The sequence below is a fragment of the Neisseria sp. HMSC078H04 genome (assembly GCF_001838135.1).
Classification (GTDB): domain Bacteria; phylum Pseudomonadota; class Gammaproteobacteria; order Burkholderiales; family Neisseriaceae; genus Neisseria.
In genome coordinates this window covers 72,605-90,612 of record NZ_KV835822.1, presented here as the reverse complement: position 1 = coordinate 90,612, position 18,008 = coordinate 72,605, and the positions used below count along the sequence as shown (strand labels likewise).

Here is an 18,008-nt window from a genome sequence, read left to right as displayed (position 1 = left end):
GGTTACAGAAAGAGAAGGTAAAACGACATTTTAACGCCTTTTGACGTTTTTACGGGAATTTCGGCATTTAATGTAAATAGTTGGTGCAAGAAAGATTACAAAAAGGTTAAAATAACGCGACTCAACATGTTTTCCAAAAGGAAACTTTCCATGGCTCAAACTCAGTCGAGTGCGAACTTGAAGCTGATTAATACGGTTTTTGCCGCTATGCTTGTGAGCATGGTCGGCTATTTTATTTATTGGGGCCTAGGTTATACCCACTACAACCACTCCGGCCTGTTTATCCTTGCTACCTTTTTCGGCGTCTTCATGGCGTTTAATGTGGGTGGTAACGATATTGCCAACTCTTTCGGTACAAGTGTCGGCTCCGGCACATTGACTATTCCGCAAGCTTTGCTGATTGCGGCAGTATTTGAAGTCAGCGGCGCAGTGATTGCCGGTGGCGAGGTAACAGATACCATCCGTAAGGGTATTGTCGATTTGAATGGCATGCATCTGGATCCGATGCAGTTTGTCTTTATTATGATGTCTGCGCTTTTGGCTGCGGCATTGTGGCTGCTTTTCGCATCACACAAAGGTCTGCCGGTTTCCACGACACATGCCATTATCGGCGGTATCGTCGGTAGTGCCCTGTGTATGGCGGCATTGAACGGTGTGGATTCCGTTGCGCTGATTCAATGGGACAAGTTGGGCGAAATTGCCTTGTCTTGGATTTTGTCTCCGGTATTGGGCGGCATCGTTTCCTATCTATTGTTTTCACGAATTAAGAAAAACGTTTTGGACTACAACTCTTGGGCCGATAATACGCTCAAAGGCATCAAGTTGGAGAAGAAAGCCTATAAAGAAGAACACCGCCTGTTTTTTGAAGCCTTGAGTGAATCTGAAAAAGTCGAATACGCCACCAAAATGGCGCACGATGCCCAAATTTATGATGAGCCGGACTTTGATCCTGAAGAATTGCAGTCTGAGTATTATCGCGGTCTGCACCGCTTTGACAGCCGTAAGGGCGAAGTAGATTCTTATAAAGCCCTGCATTCCTGGGTGCCGTTTATCGCTTCTGTCGGCGGCATGATGATTGCGGCCATGTTGATTTTCAAAGGTCTGAAAAATCTGCATTTGGGTATGAGCAATGTCAACAGCTTCCTGACCATTTTCATGATCGGCGCGGCTATTTGGATGGGTACGTTTGTATTTGCCAAAAGTTTAAAACGCAAAGATTTGGATAAATCGACTTTCCAAATGTTCTCATGGATGCAGGTATTTACTGCTTGCGGTTTTGCATTCAGCCATGGTGCGAACGATATTGCCAATGCGATTGGTCCGTTTGCCGCGATTATGGATGTATTGCGTACCAACAGCATTACCGCTCAAAACGCTGTGCCTCCGATTGCCATGTTGACTTTCGGTATCGCTTTGATCGTCGGCTTGTGGTTTGTCGGTAAAGAAGTGATTAAAACCGTAGGCACCAGCTTGGCAGAAATGCACCCCGCGTCAGGCTTCTCAGCAGAGCTTTCTGCTGCCGCCGTCGTGATGGCTGCATCATTTATGGGCTTGCCTGTTTCCAGTACCCATATCTTGGTGGGTGCAGTTTTGGGTATCGGTTTGGTTAACCGCAATGCCAACTGGAAATTGATGAAACCGATCGGCCTTGCTTGGGTAATTACCTTGCCTGCCGCTGCCGTTTTGTCTGTTGTCAGCTATTTGGTTTTGCAAGCCGTGTTTTAATTGATTATTTGATTTAAAAAGGCCGTCTAAAAGATATTTCAGACGGCCTTTTATGTTTATAAGAGGAGATTTTAATTTGCTTTAATGTTGAACAAATAATGCTGTTCAATGTTTGAACTGATACAAGAATAATCAAGGTAATAGAGAAATACCTTATTGGGAATAGCTTAGAAAAGATTTTGGGGCTTAGTGAGGGCAAACAAAGCTATTTTTAATCAATCCATTATAAGGTTAAGGCAATAAAAAAGCCCCAATTCATTGACGTTTAAGTGCCGTATCGAATTGGGGTTTTTCTATTTAGTATGAGCCTTATCAGGCCGTCTGAACATTATTCAGCAGCTTCGTTGGTCTCAGCTTGTGCAGGAGCTGTTTCTGCTTCAGCGGTAGCCTTAGCGGCTTGGCGTTCGGCTTGTGCAGCCAATGCCTGTTGAACAGCTGGGTGCTGTTGGGCGATGGTTTGTTCTTCTGCGCTGACTTCGCCTTTGAAGCGGTTGTTCAAGTCAAAACGTTTGCCGCCACGAGCCAGGGCTTTTAGATAGCGCGGACGGCGGCAGTGGTTGGCCAGTACGCGTGCAATCAGTGCAGGGTCGTATTGGGGCAGGGCGGCAACCAAGTCTTGGTCGATACCGACGGCCAACGGTTTGAATCGTTTGAATACATCATATTTGCCGTAAATGTGGTCGGCAATCATGTCTGTCTGTTTTTTCTTGCTCATAGTTTGGACGGCAGATTTCAGCGCAGCGCCCAAAGCGGTTTCTTGTGCCATTGCGGTTGTATTCCTCTAATATAAATCCGTATTTTCTTCATACGGCAATAAGGTGCTATTGTAGTATAAAGACTGTGATTTGGCTAAATTTTTCTGAGAATATTCAGAAATAAACGGTTATTTTCCCAGTTTGGCGATGTCTGGTGTATTGACCTGTACGTCGGTATTTTGCGCACGATGGCGTAAGGCGTGGTCAATCAATACCAAGGCCAGCATGGCTTCTGCAATCGGAGCAGCGCGTAATCCGACACAGGGGTCGTGGCGGCCGTGTGTGGCAAGTTCGACAGGGTTGCCCTCTATATCAATACTGCGGCGCGGTGTGGCGATGGAACTGGTCGGTTTAATGGCAATATTCACATGAATGTCTTGTCCGGTGCTGATGCCGCCCAAGATGCCGCCTGAGTGGTTGGATAGAAAACCTTGAGGCGTGAGTTCGTCGCCATGCTCGCTGCCGCGTTGCGTTACGCTATCAAAACCTGCACCGATTTCCACACCTTTGACAGCATTGATGCCCATCATGGCATAGGCAATTTCTGCATCGAGGCGGTCAAAAACCGGTTCGCCCAAGCCGACAGGGACGTTGGTTGCTTCGATATGAAGTTTTGCGCCGACAGAATCCAATGATTTGCGCACGCTGTCCATATAGTTTTCTAAGTCCTCAATTTGGCTTTGGTTTGCTGCAAAAAAAGGATTTTGGGAAATATGTTCGTAGCCTTCAAACTGGATTTCTTTTTCGCCGACTTGGGTAACGTAGGCGGTGATTTCCGTGCCGAATTTTTCTTTCAGCCATTTTTTTGCAACTGCTCCGGCTGCAACGCGGGCAGCGGTTTCGCGGGCAGAACTTCTACCGCCGCCGCGATAGTCGCGTGTACCGTATTTGTGCCAGTAGGTGTAATCGGCATGTCCGGGGCGGAAGCTGGTGGCGATATTGCCATAGTCTTTGCTGCGTTGGTCGGTATTGCGAATTAGGAGGGCGATAGGTGTACCGGTGGTTTTGCCTTCGAATACGCCGGAGAGGATTTCGACTTGGTCGGCTTCGCGGCGTTGGGTAACGTGGCGGCTGGTGCCGGGTTTGCGGCGGTCAAGGTCAATCTGGATATCCGCTTCGCTCAATTCTAATCCTGGCGGGCAGCCGTCGATGATGCAGCCTAAGCCTGCGCCGTGGCTTTCGCCGAAAGTGGTAACGGTAAAGATTTGTCCGAAGGTATTGCCTGCCATAGGGATACTCTTTTGAAATTGGGTTTGGAAATTTTTTGCTTATTTGGATAATTCTCAGGCCGTCTGAACAGATGTGAGAACGAAATCAAAGATTCTCGTTTCACCGTTCAGACGGCCTTTTGAGATGACTGCTTAGTTCAATTTACCGTGGCACTGTTTGTATTTCAGGCCGCTGCCGCAAGGGCAAGGATCGTTGCGGTGAACAATCAGACCGTTTTGTGCAAGCGCTTCAGGGCTGAAGTCTGTACCGTCAGGGTCGAACGCTTCGGTAACCAAATCGGTTTGCGATTGGCCGAGCAGTTCTTCCATATCAGGCGCATCGGAGTGGACGGTTTGAACATCGCTGACGCTTTGTGCGGCGGTGTGGTCGTATTCGCTATTGCGCTCGATTTGAACGGCAGTCAGCAAAGCGGCAATGTTTTGTTTGATACCGCGCCACAGGTTTTCAAACATAGCGAAAGCTTCGCGTTTGTATTCCTGTTTCGGATTTTTCTGAGCATAGCTGCGCAGATGGATACCTTGGCGCAAGTAGTCCATAGCGGCGAGGTGTTCGCGCCATTGGTTGTCGATAACTTGCAGCATAACATTGCGTTCGAAGTCTGACATAGCCTGTTTGCCGACCAATTCGACTTTTTCGGCATACTCGTCTTCGATGCGCTTGATGAGGCGTTCTTTAATGTCTTGGTTGTCCAAAGTGCTGTCTTCTTTCAGCCAGCCTTTGATATCGACATGCAGGCGGAAATCGGCGGCAAGTTGGTGCTCCAGTGCCGGAATGTCCCATTGCTCTTCCATGCTGTCAGGTGGGATGTGGTAGTCAACCAAGTCGCTGACAACGTCGGCGCGGATTTCGCGGGTCAAATCGCTGACGTCTTTGCTGGTCAGGATTTCGTTACGTTGATGGTAAATCACTTTACGTTGGTCATTGGCAACGTCATCGTATTCCAAAACTTGTTTACGCATATCGAAGTTGCGGCCTTCGACTTTACGTTGTGCGCCTTCGATTTGACGGGTCAGCAGGCCGTGTTCGATGGCAACGCCGCGCTCGGGTGCCAGGCGGTTGAGGATGGCGGCGGCACGGTCGAGTGCAAACAGGCGCAACAATGGATCTTCAAACGACAGATAGAAACGGCTGGAGCCGGGGTCGCCCTGACGGCCGGCACGACCACGCAACTGGTTGTCGATACGGCGGCTTTCATGGCGTTCTGTACCGATAATATGCAAACCGCCTGCGGCCACAACTTGGTCGTGTTCAGCTTGCCAACCGCTTTCAAGGGCAGAAATTTGCGCTTGTTTTTGCTGTTCGCTCAGGGTTTCATCGGTATGGATGGCTTCGATTTGATGTTTGAGGTTGCCGCCCAAGACAATATCGGTACCGCGTCCGGCCATGTTGGTGGCAACGGTAATTGCACCGACTTTACCGGCTTGAGCCACAATCAATGCCTCGCGCTCGTGTTCTTTAGCGTTCAGAACGTTATGTGGTAGACCTGCTTTATGTAATAAGTCAGAAACCAGTTCGGAGTTTTCGATGCTGGTTGTACCGACCAAAACCGGTTGGCCGTTTTTGTGGCATTCGGCGATGTCTTTGACGACGGCTTCAAATTTTTCTTCGGCTGAGCGGAAGATTTGGTCGTTGAAGTCTTTGCGTTGTACAGGACGGTTGGTCGGGATGATGACGGTTTCGAGGTTGTAAATGCTTTGGAACTCGAAGGCTTCGGTATCGGCCGTACCGGTCATGCCGGACAGTTTGCTGTACAGGCGGAAGTAGTTTTGGAAGGTAATAGATGCAAGCGTTTGGTTTTCGCGTTTGATTTCTACGCCTTCTTTGGCTTCAACGGCTTGGTGCAAGCCTTCGGACCAGCGGCGACCGGCCATCAGACGGCCTGTGAATTCGTCCACAATCACGATTTCGCCGTCTTGGATAACGTAGTGTTGGTCTTTGTGGAACAGGGTATGCGCGCGCAATGCAGCCATGAGGTGGTGCATCAGGGAAATATTGGCGGCAGAGTAGAGTGAATCGTTTTCCTGCAATAAGCCCATTTGGGTCAGGATTTGCTCGGCGTGTTCGTGACCGGCTTCGCTCAGGATAACTTGGTGTGCTTTTTCATCTACCCAGTAATCGCCTTCGCCTTCTTCGGTTTCTTGGCGGATAAGGTGGGCCGGAACGGCATCCATTACGCGGTAGAGCTGGATGTTGTCATCTGCCTGGCCGGAAATAATCAGCGGCGTACGCGCTTCGTCGATCAGAATGGAGTCCACTTCGTCGACAACGGCAAAGTTCAATTCGCGCTGAACTTTGTCGTATTGGTCGGTAACCATATTGTCGCGCAGGTAGTCGAAGCCGAATTCGTTGTTGGTGCCGTAAGTAATGTCGGCACCGTAAGCGGTTTGGCGTTCGAAAGGTTGCAAATCGGCTACGATCACGCCGACGCTCAAGCCTAAGAAATTGTACAACGGCTCCATAATGCCTGCGTCACGGGAGGCGAGGTAGTCGTTGACGGTAACGACGTGTACGCCTTTTCCTGATAATGCATTCAGGTAAACGGCAAGGGTAGCCACCAGAGTTTTACCTTCACCGGTACGCATTTCGGCAATTTTGCCGTTGTGCAGAACCATACCGCCGATCAGCTGTACATCGAAGTGGCGCATGCCCAATACACGGCGGGATGCCTCGCGGCAGACGGCAAAGGCTTCAACCAAAATATCATCTAGCGTTTGTCCGTCAGCGAGGCGTTGTTTGAATTCGGCGGTTTTGGCCTGTAAATCTGCGTCGTTTAACGCTTTCATCTGTTCTTCGAGTGCATTGATTTTAGCAACGGATTTACGATATTGTTTCAGCAGGCGGTCGTTGCGGCTGCCGAAGATTTTCTTAGCAATGTTTGTCAGCATGAATAATTCCTGCGCCTTGATATAATAGTGGGCGAAATTGGGATTTTAACACAAGCGCTTGTATAACGCGGTAATGCTGTTTGAAATAAAGGCAGTTTTGCTGTATTTCAATTGTAATTGTTTGGTTAATTTACTGAGAGGCCGTCTGAAATATATGGATTTAGCACAATTGGGCAAGCGCGATCATTTACTGGCGGGCTTGTTGCAACAATCGCAACAATGGCGGAAATTGGATGCAAAAGTTAAAACGGTTTTGCCGGCCAACCTGCATCCGCATTTTCAGACGGCCTGCGTAGAAGACGGAAGACTGGTTTTGCTGGCCGCCAACAATATGGCTGCTTCGCGTTTGAAAATGATCCTGCCTGCCATGTTGCCCAAGTTGCAAGCATTGCATGACGGAATACGGGAAGTGGCGGTCAGGGTGGTCCCCAAACCTCCTCCTCATCCGAAAACCAACAGCTTGCGATTGAGCGAGGCTGCTTTGGACAGCTTCGATGCGGCTGCGGCCAAATTGGAAGGCAGGCATCCCGAATTGGCAGCGGCATTGGCAGAATTGGTACGCAAGCACAGCCGCTAAAATCATGCCGAATGAGATTATGGTTAATAAATGTTAAAACTTATTTCATTTGACCGATAGCATCTAATACTAAAGAAATACGACCTAAACAGTAACTGTTTTCTTTTAGGTAAACTGATGTAAACTTGGCCTGAAATTTTGATTTCGTGTGAAGTTTGTAGCAAAATAACGCCTGAATTTCTTATCGCTCTGCGTGAATAAGTTTAAGTTTGACATTTGCCTTTGTTAATATATTCGCGCGGGTTCTATTAATAGAACTTAACAAGACTCTCATCATTAGGAGATACATCAATGAAAGCTTATCTGGCTCTGATTTCCGCTGCCGTTATCGGCTTGGCTGCATGCTCTCAAGAAGCTGCAAAACCTGCTGAAGCACCTGCTGCTTCCGCTGCTTCTGAAGCTGCTCCTGCAGAAACTACTGCACCTGCCGATGCCGCTCCTGCCTCTGAAGCTGCTCCAGCCGATGCTGCCGCCGCTCCTGCTGCCGGCAACTGCGCAACTACTGTTGAAGCCAACGACGCTATGCAGTTCAACACTAAAGAAATCCAAGTAAGCAAAGCTTGTAAAGAATTCACCATCACTTTGAAACACACCGGTACCCAACCTAAAGAAAGCATGGGTCACAACATCGTCATTGGTAAAGCCGAAGACATGGACGGTATTTTCAAAGACGGTGCTGGTGCTGCTGCAACTGACTACGTTAAACCTGACGACGCACGCGTTGTTGCTCACACCAAACTGGTTGGCGGCGGCGAAGAAGCTTCCCTGACTCTGGATCCTGCTAAATTGGCTGGCGGCGAATACAAATTCGCTTGTACCTTCCCAGGTCACGGCGCTTTGATGAACGGTAAAGTTACTTTGGTTGACTAATCCGTCTAAAGCTCGAAAACAGACAGCCTGCCTTGCGCAGGCTGTTTTGTTATAATCTGGAAACATTAATTTAAGAATAAAACCTCAAAACCATGAATCCGTTTGAAACCAAAAGCGTTACTTTTGCCGAACCCATTGAAATGCTGTACGCCTGTCATGGCAAAGTACGCCGTTTCTGCAGCCAGGTTGCCATGTTGTCGGACTATATTGCCGAAAACGGCTGCAATCAGGTCGTTTTGCAAACTATCCGCCAAATTGCCCAGTATTTCAACGTTGCCGCGCCGTTACACCATGAAGATGAAGAAGAAAACTTCTTTCCGCTTTTGTTGCAATATGCGCCGCAAGCCCAAGAAAGCGTTGACGAGCTGTTGCGCCAACATGACAGCCTGCATAGCAACTGGGACGGCGTAGCGGCTGAATTCGCCAAACTCGAAGCAGACAACGCCTATGTCCCCGATGCGGAAACGTTCAAACGCTTTGTCGCAGGATATGATGTTCATCTGGCGATTGAAGAGCCGCTGTTTGATATGGGCAAAACCTTTATCCCCAAAGAAAAACTGACCGAAATCGGCGAAATTATGGCCGCACGCCGCCGCAAATAAGGCCGTCTGAAACAATCGTCTCAAGGAATACACTATGCTGACCCCAAAAAGTTGCGATTTGTTCAATATCCCTTTTTTCCAGTTTTCCCAGCTTAAAAAATACCAGCCTGAAAGCATTCCGCAAATCAAGGTAGACTATAAAGAAAACTGGCAGGTATGGCAGCAGCTAATCCAGCAGGTTGCCGCCGAATTGGGTGCACCGTTCGCGCCGCCGCATATCGAACGCTGGTGTAACGGCTGGCAGGTACGCGCTCATTTTTTTGCCTATTTTAAATACGAACAATATAAAAATTCCGCAGCGATTTTATCGATTTTGCTCAACCGCCGCCGTTTGAGCGTCAGCTTGGATTGGCACTGCTATAAAGCCGATGTTTCACCTATTGCGCTGCCCGATTACAACCGATGGCTAGATAATTTTGATACTGAAAAATACGCTTCCTTCGATATGTGGCACGGCGCGGAAAGCGAATATGACGATTATCGTACCGTCGCCCAGCAAAGCGACGGCGATAGAAAGCTTCGAGACGACAAAGATTTCTTCTGTATCGGGAAGCACATCGAACGTGATGATTTAGGCAAGCAGGATGTCGCGAAATGGATAGTGGAAACAGTGGAAGACTTACTGCCACTTTATGAAGCTTGCCATGGAAAATAACTCAGAATACCGAAAGGCAGACTGCCCATTCAGTATCTTCAAATGAACTCAAGGCCGTCTGAAAATCATATTCAGAACGTTTCAGATGGCCTGTTTCTCAAAGTGAACAAATATGACCGAAACTAAATCCCTAGAACTTGCCAAAGAGCTGATTTCCCGCCCGTCCGTTACGCCGGATGATCAGAACTGCCAACAACTGCTGGCCGAACGCCTGCAAAAAATCGGTTTTGCCGTAGAAGAGCTTCATTTTGGAGACACCAAAAATGTTTGGTTGCGCCGCGGTACGCAGGCTCCGGTGTTCTGCTTTGCCGGGCATACCGACGTTGTGCCGACAGGCCCTGTTGAAAAATGGGATTCGCCCCCGTTTGAACCGACCGAGCGTGAAGGCCGTCTGTATGGCCGCGGCGCGGCGGACATGAAAACCAGCATTGCCTGTTTTGTTACCGCCTGCGAGCGATTCGTTGCCGAAAATCCCAATCATCAAGGCAGCATCGCGCTCCTGATTACTTCGGACGAAGAGGGTGATGCGCTGGACGGCACGACCAAAGTCGTCGATGTGTTGAAAGCGCGCGGCGAGTTGATTGATTACTGTATCGTCGGTGAACCGACTGCCGTGAATAAATTAGGCGATATGTTGAAAAACGGCCGCCGCGGCTCGCTGTCGGGCAATCTGACCGTCAAAGGCAAGCAAGGCCATATTGCCTATCCGCATTTGGCAATCAATCCCGTGCATACTTTTGCCCCGGCCTTGCTGGAGCTGACACAAGAAGTCTGGGACGAGGGCAACGAATACTTTCCGCCGACCAGTTTCCAAATTTCCAATATCAACGGTGGCACAGGCGCGACCAATGTGATTCCGGGCGAGCTGAACGTCAAATTCAATTTCCGTTTCTCTACCGAGTCCACCGAAGAAGGTCTGAAGCAACGCGTTCATACCATTTTGGACAAACACGGTGTGCAATACGATTTGCAGTGGTCTTGCTCAGGCCAGCCGTTCCTTACTCAGGCAGGAAAACTGACCGACGTGGCACGCGAAGCCATTGCCGAGATTTGTGGTGTTGAGGCCGAATTGTCCACTACCGGCGGCACTTCGGACGGACGCTTCATCAAAGCCATTGCCACAGAACTCATCGAATTAGGCCCGTCCAACGCGACCATCCACCAAATCAACGAAAACGTACGTTTGGAAGATATTCCTAAGCTGTCGGCAGTGTATGAAGGTATGTTGAAACGTTTGTTGAAGTGAAAAAGGCCGTCTGAAAACGGCAGAAAGGGTATTGCCTCATCAAAATTGGCATACATTGTGGCAATGCCTTGACTGTCATTAATCGATTTCTTCACTAAAGGTTTTCTATGCAGAAATTTATCTCAGCCCTTGTTGTATTCGGATTGTCATTATCTTTGACAGGTTGTCTTGAGTCCGAGCCAAAGCCTCAAGCAGTTTCAATCAATCAAGGAAAAATTTTAGAAAAAAATGTACTGGTGGGATTGTGGCATATTGACGAGTTACCCATGGATGCGCCCCAAAACGCATATTATCTCAGTCGGGTAGAAACAACCGGCTCTGACAATCACATTTATGGAAAGCACATTGAGTTTGATAAAGACGGCAGGTTTAGCAGCGGTTATTCAGCAGAATGCGGTAATGATTGTTTTCCACATTCAGAAGGTCTTTATCGATTTGTAAGTGATGATGAAGTGATTTTGCAAGCGACCAAGGTTGAGCAAAGAGGCTATTGTGGAGAAAGCGGGGAGTTTAACAAGAGCGGCGAGTGGGTCTTGGGAAAATTTAAGATAAAAAAAGACAAAGAATTTGTTGTTTTAAAGAAAATTCTATAATTCCCATTTTGGGATTTTATAAAATTTTTGGGCGAGTTTCATTGATAGGGTAGGCGGAAACTTCCAGCCAACCTACATATAAGTTTTAAAGCCGCCGTACCGGATGGTGGAATTTATGATCCGTCGGGTAATAGTTTGGGGGTTTGTTGATTATCGGGAGTAAATGCAGATGATTACTCTGCCTTCTTTAAACGAGCTTCCATCAAAGTGGAATGAAATCCGAGAGCAGTTGGAAACTGACTTTCCCGCTACTCTCGAAGCCTTGCTGCACGAGCGTCTTACCGAACACGAAGCCAAGCAGTTTGAGCAGGATTTTATTGACTGTATCGGTTGTGCGCCTGAAGAATATGTCCGTATCCGCCGAGCTATCCGACTGTTGGAAACGCGTTATCCTGATAGTCCGAACAAACTGACTGCGGCCGCGGTTGCCACGCCGTTGGGCGAGATGTTGGCGGTGTTCAGCAGTAAGGGTTTGTGTCTGCTGGAATTTGTCGGGCAGAAACATATGGAACAGGAAGTCATGGCTGTCCAAAAAGCTTTACGCGGGCAGTTTATTTTTCAAGAAAATGAGCAAACGCAACTTTTACGCCAAGAATTGGATTTATACTTTCAAGGCCGTCTGAAAGTTTTTGCGACGCCTTTGGAAACGATAGGTACAGCCTTTCAGCAGCAGGTGTGGAATGCGCTGCTGACTATTCCTTACGGCAAAACGCGCAGCTACAAGGAGCAGGCGCAACAGTTGGGTAATCCTAAAGCCATTCGCGCCGTTGCCGCTGCAAACGGGCAGAACAAGGTGTCTATCCTGATTCCCTGCCACCGCGTTATCGGCAGCGACGGCAAGCTGACCGGCTACGCAGGCGGTTTGAACCGCAAACAATCGTTGCTTGCCTTGGAGCGAGGCGAGGTTCAGACGGCCTTGTTTTGAGTTTTGATAGAGCATAAGGGGTCGCACTATGGGCAGGCTTCGCACACTGAAAAATTGAGCAGCAGAAGGTCGGTGGAAGCACGACGAAATCTGCATGGAGAAAAATGTTGGGCAACGCCCACGCTAGAAAAAGAGAAATAAGACATGAGCCTGAAAAACCGCCATTTTTTAAAACTTTTGGATTTTACGCCGGAAGAAATCACTACCTATCTTGACCTTGCCGCCGAATTGAAAGCTGCTAAAAAAGCAGGGCGCGAGGTGCAGCGGATGCAGGGAAAAAACATTGCCCTGATTTTTGAGAAAACATCAACCCGCACCCGTTGCGCGTTTGAAGTGGCCGCGCGCGATCAAGGGGCAGGGGTAACTTATCTGGAGCCTTCTGCCAGCCAAATCGGGCATAAGGAAAGCATTAAGGATACGGCGCGTGTTTTAGGGCGGATGTTTGACGGTATCGAATATCGCGGTTTTGGACAGGATGTGGTGGAAGAGCTGGCCAAGTATGCAGGCGTGCCTGTGTTCAATGGTTTGACCAACGAGTTCCACCCGACTCAAATGCTTGCTGATGCGCTGACGATGCACGAGCATAGCGATAAGCCTTTGAACCAAATTGCGTTTGCCTATGTCGGCGATGCGCGTTACAACATGGCTAATTCGTTGCTGGTGTTGGCTGCGAAACTGGGCATGGATGTGCGTATCGGTGCGCCGAAAAGCCTGTGGCCGTCTGAAAACATTATCGAGACGGTGCAGGCTGTTGCCAAAGAGACAGGCGGACGGATTCTGTTGACGGAGAATGTGCAGGAAGCCGTAAAAGGCGTGGATTTTATCCATACCGATGTGTGGGTCAGCATGGGTGAGCCTAAAGAGGCTTGGCAAGAACGCATTGATTTGTTGAAAGATTATCGCGTGACGGCTGAGCTGATGGCGGCATCGGAAAATCCGCAAGTTAAATTTATGCATTGCCTGCCTGCTTTCCATAATCGCGAAACCAAAGTCGGCGAATGGATTTATGAGACATTCGGTCTGAATGGGGTTGAAGTAACGGAAGAAGTCTTTGAAAGCGAAGCCAGCATTGTATTTGATCAGGCTGAAAACCGGATGCACACGATTAAAGCGGTGATGGTAGCGGCATTGGGCGATTGATTGTTACGCTCAACATTGCTTACTGCTTGATTTAATAGAGATTGAATAAAGGCTGTCTGAAAGAAAGACTTTCAGACGGCCTTGTCGTTTGCTGATAAGGTTTATTGCCAAATTAAAACCTTAGGTTCCGGGGTAACTTGATAGCCTTCTTGACGCAATAGTTCGATTAAGCCTTTTTCGCTGGGTAAATGGGCAATACCGACAGCAAAGAGGGTGCTTTGTTTGGCGGATTGCTTGCGGATTTCAGGCAGCCATGCCAAGTTGCGCCGAATCAGGAGGTCGTTTTTTAGCCAATCGGACATGGCTTTGGCGTATTTGGTATCAACAAGTTTGAGGGTGCGTTGTTCGGTTTCTTCCAAAAGTGAAATGAGTTCTTCAAAGCGGCCGTCTGAATAGGCTTGATGGAGTTTTTTGATATCTTCGGTTTCTTCTTTATAGGTTTTAATACTGGCTTTCAGAAAGTTGAGCATGGTTTCTTCAGGCTGAGCTTTGAAGATTGCGGTAACATCGTCCAAACTTTCTAATGAACCACGCGGCTTATTGATGTCGGCGGCCGCGTTGGTCAGTAACATATCTGCACCGGTTTCTGAGCTATACCCTTTGGGAAATGTACTGCCGGCAAAAATGAATGCCGCCCACGGATGGAGTTTGTCGGCAATTTGGGTGATGGGTCGGCTTTCTTCATTTTGCGAATAGATTTCTTGTAAAAGACGGAAATCTGCTTTGCCGAGCTTGCGGCTGAGCGGTTCGGTACTCATGACTTCCTTGAAGTATTTTTGATACATTTTTGCCGTTTCCGGGCTGCTGTCCGGCAGTGGATCGACTTCTGTGGTCAGTTGGTCGGTGGATTGCAACAGTTTGAGGGCATCGGAAGACAAGGTTTGATTGGTTCGTCCCATGTGGATGGTGCCGAGCAGATAGGAATCGGGTTGGCCTTCTTTGCTGATTTTCCAAACATTGCTGGTCAGTTTAGGCTGCTGCCAGTTAAGTTCGGCAGGTTTGTTGTCGGTTGAAGTTGAGGCGGGTTTGCAGGCGCCCAGGGCGAGGGCAGTCAATGGTACAAGCAGGCAGGCAAGCAGTTTTTTCATGTTTTTCCTTATTGTGGTGTGCGGTAGGCAAGGGCAATTTAGAAATCGAGTAGGTTTTGAACCGGATGTTCGCCCGTTTCGGGTTTTTCTAGTTTGCGGTTGCGGATTTTGGCTTTCCTGAGGGATAGAAGGTGCATGACTTGATGCTTTTGGCTGTCGGTCATCTGGAGCCAGTACAAGCGCTCTTCCCGGCTGCGCAGGCAGCCTTTGCAATAACCTTTGGCATTGGCTTCACAAACGCCGATGCAGGGGCTGGGAATGGGGAAAAAATCAGGTTGTTCCATATTTTAAAAGCGTTTGAGATCTGAGACCGGATAAACCAAAATTGCAGACTGCATTTGTATTTGTCTAAACACGATCGGTGTATCCAGCAGGGTTCCTATCAATGTCCAATTGAGTTGATCATTTCAATAAATTTATATCTGCCACCCTAGGCATAAAAAACCTAAGAGAAACCATAAATATATCGCAGAGGAAGTCAGTATCTTCCCTATTTTCAGATTTCTCCAATAAAACCCAAGTAAGAACATTATGAAAATTAAAGGAATTCCAATATAAATATAATATTTAAGCGATCCTAATTCACTGAACACGTTTATAACAGAATAGAGACCGATAAATCCACCTGACCAAAAAACAATTATTGCCGGCCCTAAAAAAATAGCCGTTATTAAATGAGGGAGCAGTATGATTTTTATCCATTCTTTATATTTGTTGTTCATTTTAATCCCAATTACTTCAATGGTATCGTATCGATTCAAATGGGGGAGCAAAGTGTACAGTAACGTCACCAAGAATAATTACGGTATGTTTGGCAGAATCATGTTTTAATACATATTTGGAGTTCCGCTATATTTTGATTTTCAGACGATCTATGTTTAGTCCCAACTATCTGTATTTTATGACTTAATTAGTTTGCGCAAAGACTGATTGTTGTATTTGATATCGGCAATCAGCTGGTCATATTGGTGCATTCTACGGAGCGAGCGGGTAATCAGATAGACCGAGAAAATAATCAAGCTGATGTTCATCAGACTGACCAGTACGAGCAAAGGCCAAACATCAACGGCCTCGTACCATTTCGATGTCGCAATCAGCGCACTGAAAATAGACAAAGGGAGTGCGAAAACGGCAATGCCCGTACGCATGATAGCAAGTGCCGTGCGTTTTTCAGCAAGGAGAAGCTGTACTTGATTGATGCTGAGGATATCGTTTTGCTGTTCGGTAACCATAGGATACGCGCCTATACAAATTAACTTTGAATTCTGATAAAGCGGAAAATATGGTTTTATGTTACCCGAAAGTATTGAAAATAAAAACAAAGGTCGTCTGAAAATTTTCAGACGACCTTTTCCATTTCTGTTTATACGGTTTGCGAGTATTTGGCTTTGGTTTCTTTATGGCGCAAATGGTAGTCGAACACCATGGCGATGTTGCGGATCAGGAAACGGCCCTTCGGCGTAACGGTCAGGCCGTGCGGTTTGAGGCGGACCAGACCGAGGGTTTCCAGTTGTTTCATATCTTCCAGTTCCGCTACAAAATAGCGGCTAAACGGAATGCCGAACACGCTTTCGTAAATTTGATAATCAAGCGAGAAGCGGCACATCAAATCCTGAATGATGTTGCGGCGCAGAATGTCGTCTTGATTAAGCTGGTAGCCGCGCATAATCGGTAGATGTCCGGCATCGAGTGCGGCGTAATAGGCATCGATGTCGCGCTCGTTTTGGGAGTAGGTGCTGCCGATTTTGCCGATAGAGGAGACGCCGATCGCCACCAAGTCGCAGTCGGCATAGGTCGAGTAGCCTTGGAAGTTGCGTTGCAGGAAGCCTTCTTTGAGGGCGATGGAGAGTTCATCATCAGGTTTGGCAAAGTGGTCCATACCGATGAAAACGTAGCCGCGCTCGGTCAGGGTTTGAACGCAATATTGCAGCATATCGAGTTTTTCTTCGCTGCCGGGGACGATATTGGTGTCGATACGGCGTTGCGGTTTGAAGATATGCGGCAGGTGGGCGTAGTGGTAGAGGGCGAGGCGGTCGGGGTCGAGGGACAAGACCGTGTCGATGGTGGTTTTGATGCTTTCGGTGTTTTGGTGCGGCAGGCCGTAAATCAAATCGACGCTGACCGATTTAAATCCGGCTTCACGCGCGGCATCAATCACTTCTTTGGTTTCTTCGTAGCTTTGGATGCGGTTGACGGCTTCCTGTACTTTAGGGTCAAAGTCTTGAATACCGACACTCATGCGGTTGAAACCGAGTTTGCCCAGTTTGAGGACGGTTTCGCGGCTGACTTTGCGCGGGTCGATTTCGATGGAGTATTCGCCGTTGGGGATGAGCTGGAAGTATTTTCGGATCATTTCGAAGACGCGTTCGAGTTGGTCGTCGCTTAGGAATGTCGGCGTGCCGCCGCCGAAGTGGAGTTGCGCAAGCTGGTGTCGTCCGCCTAAATGCGGTGCCAGCAACTCCATTTCTTTTTCCAGATATTGGATATAGGCATCGGCACGGCTTTTGTCTTTGGTAATAATTTTGTTGCAGCCGCAGTAGTAGCAGATGGTATTGCAGAAGGGAATGTGGATGTAGAGTGAAAGGGGTTTGTTGAGCGCGCCCATGTTACGCAGGTTTAAAGCTTGGATATATTCGGCTTCTTTAAAGCCTTCATGGAAGCGGTCGGCGGTCGGATAGGATGTATAACGTGGGCCGCTTGATGGCAAACTGGCAATCAATTCGCGGTCGAATTCCGGTAATTCATTGTTTGTGTTGGTGTTATTTGAGATAGGGATAATTTTCATGGTAGGGGCTTGTAGTATAAAGTAGGGAAATTAGGGAAAATTTTAGTCAAAATTTCGATAGTTTGGTAGAATGCCTGATAATGATATGTCGACTTTGACTTGGGTCAATAGTTATTCGGCTTCATCAGGGATTTATAGAACTATGCAGATTAAGGGTGCGTTATGGCCACACACAATGCAACACATCAAATGAAAACCTTGTGTTCCACATGTTCTTTACGCGAGCTGTGTTTGCCTGTCGGACTGATGCCTAACGAATTTTCACAATTAGATGCGGTTATTCGTCAAAGCCGCCGTCTGAAAAAAGGTGAATACCTGTTCCGTGCCGGCGAGCCGTTTACCTCTTTGTTTGCCATCCGTGCGGGCTTCTTTAAGACAACAGTCGCCAGCCAAGATGGACGAGATCAGGTAACCGGCTTTTTTATGTCGGGCGAGCTGATCGGTATGGATGGGATTTGTTCCCATATTCACAGCTGTGATGCTGTGGCTTTGGAAGACAGCGAGGTATGCGAGCTTCCGTTTACACATATTGAAGAACTCGGTCAGGATATTCCCAGCCTTCGTTCTCACTTTTTCCGCTTGATGAGCCGCGAAATTGTCCGAGATCAGGGTGTTATGCTGCTTTTGGGCAATATGCGCGCTGAAGAGCGATTGGCAGCATTCTTGCTCAACCTGTCTCAGCGTCTCTATTCCCGAGGTTTTGCCGCCAACGATTTTATCCTGCGGATGTCGCGTGAGGAAATCGGCAGCTATTTGGGGCTGAAACTGGAAACGGTCAGCCGTACCTTATCCAAATTCCATCATGAAGGCTTGATTTCGGTTGAGCACAAGCACATCAAAATCTTAGATGCGACAACCTTGAAGAAAATGGTTTCCGGTTGTTCGCACGCTATCTGAATCTTAGGCCGTCTGAAATATTTCAGACGGCCTTT

17 protein-coding genes are annotated in these 18,008 nt (G+C 47.9%); 10 read left to right on the top strand and 7 right to left on the bottom strand.

What is annotated here, in order from left to right; genetic code table 11:
- The first annotated feature begins 150 nt into the window (after window positions 1–150).
- The gene (locus tag HMPREF2560_RS00625) at window positions 151–1,725 is read left to right on the top strand and encodes an inorganic phosphate transporter (RefSeq protein ID WP_070606917.1); all 1,575 of its coding nucleotides are present in this window, start codon (window positions 151–153) and stop codon (window positions 1,723–1,725) included.
- A 328-nt stretch (window positions 1,726–2,053) separates the two neighbouring features.
- Here HMPREF2560_RS00625 and HMPREF2560_RS00620 read toward each other — a convergent pair whose 3' ends face one another.
- The 3 genes from HMPREF2560_RS00620 to secA form a co-directional block, all read right to left on the bottom strand.
- A complete protein-coding gene (locus HMPREF2560_RS00620; protein ID WP_070606914.1) occupies window positions 2,054–2,491 on the bottom strand; it encodes a ProQ/FINO family protein in 438 nt (145 codons plus the stop codon).
- Between the two features lie 117 nt (window positions 2,492–2,608).
- Window positions 2,609–3,709 (bottom strand): chorismate synthase, encoded by a 1,101-nt coding sequence (gene aroC / locus HMPREF2560_RS00615; RefSeq protein WP_070606911.1) that lies wholly within the window; start codon window positions 3,707–3,709, stop codon window positions 2,609–2,611.
- A gap of 132 nt (window positions 3,710–3,841) precedes the next feature.
- Complete coding sequence (gene secA / locus HMPREF2560_RS00610; protein ID WP_070606909.1) at window positions 3,842–6,595, bottom strand: preprotein translocase subunit SecA; 2,754 nt, start codon at window positions 6,593–6,595, stop codon at window positions 3,842–3,844.
- Window positions 6,596–6,749: 154 nt separating this feature from the next.
- On the opposite strand from secA, the gene HMPREF2560_RS00605 reads away from it, so the two are divergent.
- The 8 genes from HMPREF2560_RS00605 (at window position 6,750) to argF (ending at window position 13,203) form a co-directional block, all read left to right on the top strand.
- Entirely contained in the window at window positions 6,750–7,172 is a 423-nt protein-coding gene (locus HMPREF2560_RS00605) for a DciA family protein (RefSeq protein ID WP_070607374.1), read from the top strand.
- Between the two features lie 291 nt (window positions 7,173–7,463).
- Window positions 7,464–8,042 carry an azurin gene (azu, locus tag HMPREF2560_RS00600; RefSeq protein ID WP_003748712.1) on the top strand — a complete coding sequence of 193 codons (579 nt, stop codon included), beginning with the start codon at window positions 7,464–7,466 and terminating at the stop codon, window positions 8,040–8,042.
- Window positions 8,043–8,134: 92 nt separating this feature from the next.
- Window positions 8,135–8,644 carry a hemerythrin domain-containing protein gene (locus HMPREF2560_RS00595; RefSeq protein WP_070606906.1) on the top strand — a complete coding sequence of 170 codons (510 nt, stop codon included), beginning with the start codon at window positions 8,135–8,137 and terminating at the stop codon, window positions 8,642–8,644.
- Between the two features lie 34 nt (window positions 8,645–8,678).
- Window positions 8,679–9,299, top strand: coding sequence for a glucose-6-phosphate 1-dehydrogenase family protein (locus HMPREF2560_RS00590; RefSeq protein ID WP_070606903.1), 621 nt, complete (start codon window positions 8,679–8,681; stop codon window positions 9,297–9,299).
- Window positions 9,300–9,411: 112 nt separating this feature from the next.
- Window positions 9,412–10,545: a succinyl-diaminopimelate desuccinylase gene (gene dapE, locus HMPREF2560_RS00585; RefSeq protein ID WP_070606900.1), complete on the top strand. Its 1,134-nt coding sequence runs from the start codon at window positions 9,412–9,414 to the stop codon at window positions 10,543–10,545.
- A gap of 107 nt (window positions 10,546–10,652) precedes the next feature.
- On the top strand, window positions 10,653–11,138 hold the full coding sequence (locus tag HMPREF2560_RS00580; protein ID WP_070606896.1) for a hypothetical protein: 486 nt from the start codon (window positions 10,653–10,655) through the stop codon (window positions 11,136–11,138).
- Between the two features lie 169 nt (window positions 11,139–11,307).
- On the top strand, window positions 11,308–12,063 hold the full coding sequence (locus tag HMPREF2560_RS00575) for a methylated-DNA--[protein]-cysteine S-methyltransferase (protein WP_070606893.1): 756 nt from the start codon (window positions 11,308–11,310) through the stop codon (window positions 12,061–12,063).
- Window positions 12,064–12,207: 144 nt separating this feature from the next.
- Entirely contained in the window at window positions 12,208–13,203 is a 996-nt protein-coding gene (argF, locus tag HMPREF2560_RS00570; RefSeq protein WP_070606890.1) for an ornithine carbamoyltransferase, read from the top strand.
- A 101-nt stretch (window positions 13,204–13,304) separates the two neighbouring features.
- Here argF and HMPREF2560_RS00565 read toward each other — a convergent pair whose 3' ends face one another.
- The 4 genes from HMPREF2560_RS00565 to hemN form a co-directional block, all read right to left on the bottom strand.
- Window positions 13,305–14,291: a TraB/GumN family protein gene (locus HMPREF2560_RS00565; RefSeq protein WP_070606887.1), complete on the bottom strand. Its 987-nt coding sequence runs from the start codon at window positions 14,289–14,291 to the stop codon at window positions 13,305–13,307.
- A 38-nt stretch (window positions 14,292–14,329) separates the two neighbouring features.
- A complete protein-coding gene (locus tag HMPREF2560_RS00560; RefSeq protein ID WP_036472649.1) occupies window positions 14,330–14,575 on the bottom strand; it encodes a DUF1289 domain-containing protein in 246 nt (81 codons plus the stop codon).
- Between the two features lie 615 nt (window positions 14,576–15,190).
- Window positions 15,191–15,523: a hypothetical protein gene (locus HMPREF2560_RS00550; protein WP_004519629.1), complete on the bottom strand. Its 333-nt coding sequence runs from the start codon at window positions 15,521–15,523 to the stop codon at window positions 15,191–15,193.
- 131 nt (window positions 15,524–15,654) lie between these two features.
- Window positions 15,655–17,076 carry an oxygen-independent coproporphyrinogen III oxidase gene (hemN, locus tag HMPREF2560_RS00545; RefSeq protein ID WP_070606884.1) on the bottom strand — a complete coding sequence of 474 codons (1,422 nt, stop codon included), beginning with the start codon at window positions 17,074–17,076 and terminating at the stop codon, window positions 15,655–15,657.
- 162 nt (window positions 17,077–17,238) lie between these two features.
- Here hemN and fnr point away from each other — a divergent pair, with 162 nt between their 5' ends.
- Window positions 17,239–17,973, top strand: a complete 735-nt coding sequence (gene fnr / locus HMPREF2560_RS00540) for a fumarate/nitrate reduction transcriptional regulator Fnr (protein ID WP_039862092.1) — start codon at window positions 17,239–17,241, stop codon at window positions 17,971–17,973.
- Window positions 17,974–18,008 lie beyond the last annotated feature (35 nt).